At 62.5% G+C, this 4,512-nt stretch carries 5 protein-coding genes; 2 read left to right on the top strand and 3 right to left on the bottom strand.

Annotated features, from left to right (window positions below; all coding sequences use genetic code 11):
- From ACLP2E_RS13740 to ACLP2E_RS13730, 3 genes are all read right to left on the bottom strand, one after another.
- Positions 1–524, bottom strand: a 524-nt coding sequence (locus tag ACLP2E_RS13740; RefSeq protein WP_442466271.1) for a DUF3489 domain-containing protein, incomplete at its 3' end; no start/stop codon positions are given.
- A 456-nt stretch (positions 525–980) separates the two neighbouring features.
- Positions 981–1,163 (bottom strand): recombinase family protein, encoded by a 183-nt coding sequence (locus ACLP2E_RS13735; RefSeq protein WP_442463582.1) that lies wholly within the window; start codon positions 1,161–1,163, stop codon positions 981–983.
- A 333-nt stretch (positions 1,164–1,496) separates the two neighbouring features.
- The gene (locus tag ACLP2E_RS13730) at positions 1,497–2,549 is read right to left on the bottom strand and encodes an AraC family transcriptional regulator (protein ID WP_442463583.1); all 1,053 of its coding nucleotides are present in this window, start codon (positions 2,547–2,549) and stop codon (positions 1,497–1,499) included.
- Between the two features lie 86 nt (positions 2,550–2,635).
- Here ACLP2E_RS13730 and ACLP2E_RS13725 point away from each other — a divergent pair, with 86 nt between their 5' ends.
- Together ACLP2E_RS13725 and ACLP2E_RS13720 are read left to right on the top strand one after the other, a co-directional pair.
- Complete coding sequence (locus ACLP2E_RS13725; RefSeq protein ID WP_442466270.1) at positions 2,636–4,318, top strand: AMP-binding protein; 1,683 nt, start codon at positions 2,636–2,638, stop codon at positions 4,316–4,318.
- A gap of 35 nt (positions 4,319–4,353) precedes the next feature.
- Positions 4,354–4,512 (top strand): SDR family NAD(P)-dependent oxidoreductase (locus ACLP2E_RS13720; RefSeq protein ID WP_442466272.1); only part of this gene is annotated, 159 nt, incomplete at its 3' end.

Genomic DNA, 4,512 nt, shown 5'->3' with positions numbered 1-4,512 from the left:
CTGGGGGGCAAGCCGCGCTTGCGAAGACCGGTCAGCGCGGCGCGCGTCGTGTGCGGCAGCCAGCCGGTGGCCTCGACCAAGGCGTCCAGCGTCGCGCCCTTCCTGGCGCTGAGCATTTCGATCAACTGCGCCTGTTTGGTTCCAGCGCGCGGGGCGGCGTTTTGGCCTGCCCGTTCATCGTGGGAGCGATCGACCGGCTGCTTCTTCGCAGTTGAGGCGTCCTGTATCTCCATTGGCTTGTCGTTCGGAGGGGGCGCGTGCGTAGCTGGGTCCTCGTCGACCCCGATGGCGTTTCGGCCGGCGCGCGTGATCACCAGGCTGATCGGACGATCGTCCTTGTCTACGCGCCATATCGGCATGCCGGACCTGGATCGCGCCTCCCGCATCAGCTTGCGAGCGACCAGGCTCGATCCCACCTTCGAGGCCGCCGCCTTGTTCATTTTCGCTGGCGCGATTGCGATGCCGTCGTCACGCGCGGCAGCAGCCGACAACACGATCAACTGGGTATCCGTGAGCTTTGCCATGATGTTCTCCTCGTCTATCGACAACATCCGTTGTCACCAGCACGACCCCGCAGTGGCCCCGGGCCGGCGGGGCGGGAGCGCCTCATGGCGGCGCGCACACACACTACCGCTCTGTTCGCAATAGAAGTCCAGTAAAACCCGAGGACCCAAGCGTCCTTTGCGCCAAAGAGCGCCAGACCGGGAAGCTGGGGGAAGAAGTTCGAATACCTTCGGGCGATCAAAATGGCGGGCGAACCTGTTCGAGCTTCCCTCGTACGGACCGTTTGATCGGTCATCCGCACCTGCACTGCCGCAAACAAGCCCTGTTCCAGGATCGCTGGGTGCTCGCCGGCAAAACTCACCACGATAGACCGCGGTTCTTTAGCAGATGCGCCCGGTTGTGAGACGTAGTAGCGATAACGGACGCCCTTCTTGTTGGCTTGGCTTAGGCTCATCGGATGATTCGATCGTCGAAGATCAAACCCCGATTGTTTTGCCGTTGACGAGACGCCTTGGTTTTGGCTTGACGCCTTCACGTTCGAGCGAAGCGGCCAATGCGCCAATCGAGCCAAGCCGCAAATAGTCCGTAAAAATCTTGCGCACCAGCGCGGCCTCCTCCGGCACGATTTCGAGCTTCTTGCCAATGCTCCGGTAGCCCATAGGAATTGGTCCGCGCTGGGCGTCGAGCGCAATTGGCTGGCGTCCCTTCGGCAGGACTTTCGCCGGCGGGGCGCCGGGATTTGTCGTGGGGCGCCTTCAGGCGGATTGGCCGGTGGAAGAGCGGTGGATGTTGCTTTCAGTACCCCGTCGATCATGGCGTAAAAGTCCAGAAGCAATTCCTTGCCCAACGATTTCTTGATGAGCTCATATTGTTCGACGATCAGGGGTCTACGGAAAATCGGCCGTTAGTAAACGTCGACGACATCCGGCTTGGCGCTGCTCGTGCAAATGTAAGCTCATGCGGCGTTAAATTGCGCAACGATCGAAAAGCGCTTAATGCGCTCGTCCGCCATCCTGCCGGTAGGCGGCGGGGCTTTTTGAAGTCCATTTGCGGAAAGCCCGATGAAAGGCGGAGGGTTCGGCAAAGCCCAGTTCAAGCGCGATCTCGCTGACCTTTTTCGGACTGTCCAGCAGAAGTTCGAAGGCCAGGTTACGTCGGATTTCCTCCTTGATCGAAGCGTAGGTCAGCCCCTCCTGATTCAGGCGATGGCGAAAGGTCGAAGGAGGCATGCGCAGCGTCTGAGCCAATTGATCGACGCCGGGCCAGTCGGACGGTTTTTGGCGCCGCAATCGGGCGCGGACATTGGCGGCGAGCCCGGCGTCGTGGCGATGGCGCACCAGAATATTGGCGGGCGCGCCGCGCAAGAATTGTTTCAGCGCCCGCTCCGAACGCGTGATCGGCAAGTCGAGGAAGGATTCGTCGAAAGCCAGCCGGCTCTCCTTTTGGCCGAACCGCACCGGCGCGCCGAAAAACCGCCGATGGTCGGCGCCCAGTCCCGGCTCGGGGCAGCGGAAATCGACGAGCCGCAAGGGAATGCGTCTGCCGACCAGCCAGCAGGCGAGCCCGTGCAGCATGATCCACAAGGTCCGGTAGGCGAAGGCGGAACGCGCTTCGCCGGAATCGCGCAAGATGATCTGGGCGACACCGTCCGCCACCGCCAGTTCGCCGCGCGGGTCCATGATCGTCACCGCCAGAAAACGCAGCGCGCGTGGCAAAGCGCGGCGCAGGGTTCCTGCGTGCAGCGCGCAATGGCACATCAAGGTGAAACTGCCGGGAATCATGGCGCGGCCGCCGAGGCCGAAAAACTCGTCGTCCATGCGGTCGGTGATGGCGCGCCAGAGCGCGCCGTAGGCGAGGGCCGAGATTGGCGCCTCGACGGTCAAAGGCAGGCCGACGGAATTCAAAATGTCTTCGCGCGCTATGCTTTGCGGAAGGCAATCCAGCGCCTCCTCCACGAAATGCGGTGAGATCATCCGACGTTCGGAGACGGAAGGCTCGGGTTCCGAGGTGGTAAAAGCGCTAATATTTTTCGGCTGCTTGGTCATGGACAGCCACTTTGTTTTGGCGTCTGATGATGGTCAAGGAGGAAAGGCCTCCGAGAGTAAAAAAAATATCGGGAGGAAAAACAATGATGGCCGATCCGTCCGTCGAAGTGAAATTGCGCACCTATGACGAGCACAAGGCCGCGTTCAAGCCGGAAGACATCGCTGCCCATTTCAGCGGCGATCTGGCGACCGGGATCAACGCCTGCGTCGAATGCTGCGACCGCCATGTCGCGCCGGGCAGCGTCGCCCTGGAATGGGAAAGCGCCGACGGTCGCCGCGCCACCTATACATTCGAGCAGATGCGCGATCTTTCCGCCCGCTTCGCCAATTACCTCAAGTCGCGCGGCGTCGGGCCCGGGGATGTGGTGGCCGGCCTGCTGCCGCGCACGCCGGAATTGCTCGTGGCGATTCTTGGAACCTGGCGCGCCGGCGCGGTCTATCAGCCCCTGTTCACAGCCTTCGGCTCCAAGGCCGTCGAACATCGGCTGCAGTCGAGCGCCGCCAAACTGGTGGTCACCGACCCGGCCAACCGGGCGAAACTGAACGAGGTCGCAACAAAGCTGACCATCACCGTGGTCACGCGCGCCGACAAGGGTGAGACGGTCGACGCCCGCGACGACGATTTCCACGCCATGCTCGACAAGATGAGCCCGGTTTTCGAGCCGGTGATGCGGCGGGGCGACGACGGGCTGTTGATGATGTTCACCTCAGGGGCCACCGGCCTGCCCAAGGGCTTGGTCGCGCCGCTCAAGGCCTTGCTGAATTTCCGGGTCTACATGGTAGACGCGGTCGATCTTCGACCCGAGGACAAGTTCTGGAATATCGCCGATCCCGGCTGGGCCTATGGCCTCTATTACGCAATCACCGGGCCGCTGCTGCTCGGCCACGCCACCACGCTCTACGATGGGCCCTTCACGGTCGAAAGCGCCTATCGCGTCATCGAGACCCACGGCATCACCAATCTTGCCGGCGCTCCGACCGCCTATCGGCTGTTGATCGCCGCTGGCTCGGGACCGGCGGCGCGGGTCAAGGGCAAGCTGCGCGTCGTCTCCAGCGCCGGCGAGCCGCTCAACCCGGAAGTGATCCGCTGGTTCGCCACCGAACTGCAGGCCCCGATCCGCGACCATTACGGTCAGACCGAACTTGGCATGATGGTCAATAACCACCATGGCCTGGAGCATGAGGTGCATATGGGCTCGGCGGGCCTGGCGATGCCCGGCTTCCGTGTGCTGGTGGTCAATGCCGAAGGCAGGGAGCAGGCGGACAATGTTCCCGGCGAACTGGCGGTCGACATCGCCAATTCGCCCCTGTTCTGGTTCAAGGGCTATTTGAACCAGGCGACGCCCTCCATCGCCAATGGCCTCTATCGCACAGGCGATCTGGTCGAGCGCGAACCCGACGGCCATATCAGCTTCGTCGGGCGCAACGACGACGTCATTACCTCCGCCGGCTACAGGATAGGGCCTTTCGACGTCGAAAGCGCGCTGCTGGAGCACAAGGCGGTGGTCGAGACGGCGGTGGTCGGCAAGCCGGATCCCGAACGTACGGAAATCGTCAAAGCCTTCGTCGTCCTGCAGGCCGGCTACGAGCCCTCCGACGCTCTCGCCGAGGAATTGCGGCAATATGTCCGCAAGCGCCTGTCGGCGCACGCCTATCCGCGCGAAATCGAATTCGTGACTTCGCTGCCCAAGACGCCGAGCGGCAAGCTGCAACGGTTCATCCTGCGCAATCAGGAAAAGGAACAGGCGGCGCAAAAGGCCGCCCACTGAAGCTCTCTTTCATCACTTGGATCGAGAAATACTCCATGCAAATTCAGGATAAAGTCTTTGTCGTCACCGGCGGCGGCTCCGGCCTCGGCGCCGCCGTGGCCCGTCAGATCGTCGCGGCTGGCGGCAAGGTGGTCATCGCCGACATCAACGCCGAAGCGGGACAGAAAATCGCCGCCGAACTGGGCGCCTTCGCG

It is taken from the genome of Rhodoblastus sp. (assembly GCF_052145335.1).
Lineage (GTDB): Bacteria > Pseudomonadota > Alphaproteobacteria > Rhizobiales > Beijerinckiaceae > Rhodoblastus.
Note: the sequence above shows the minus strand (reverse complement) of the source record. Positions and strands in the feature narration are given on the sequence as shown.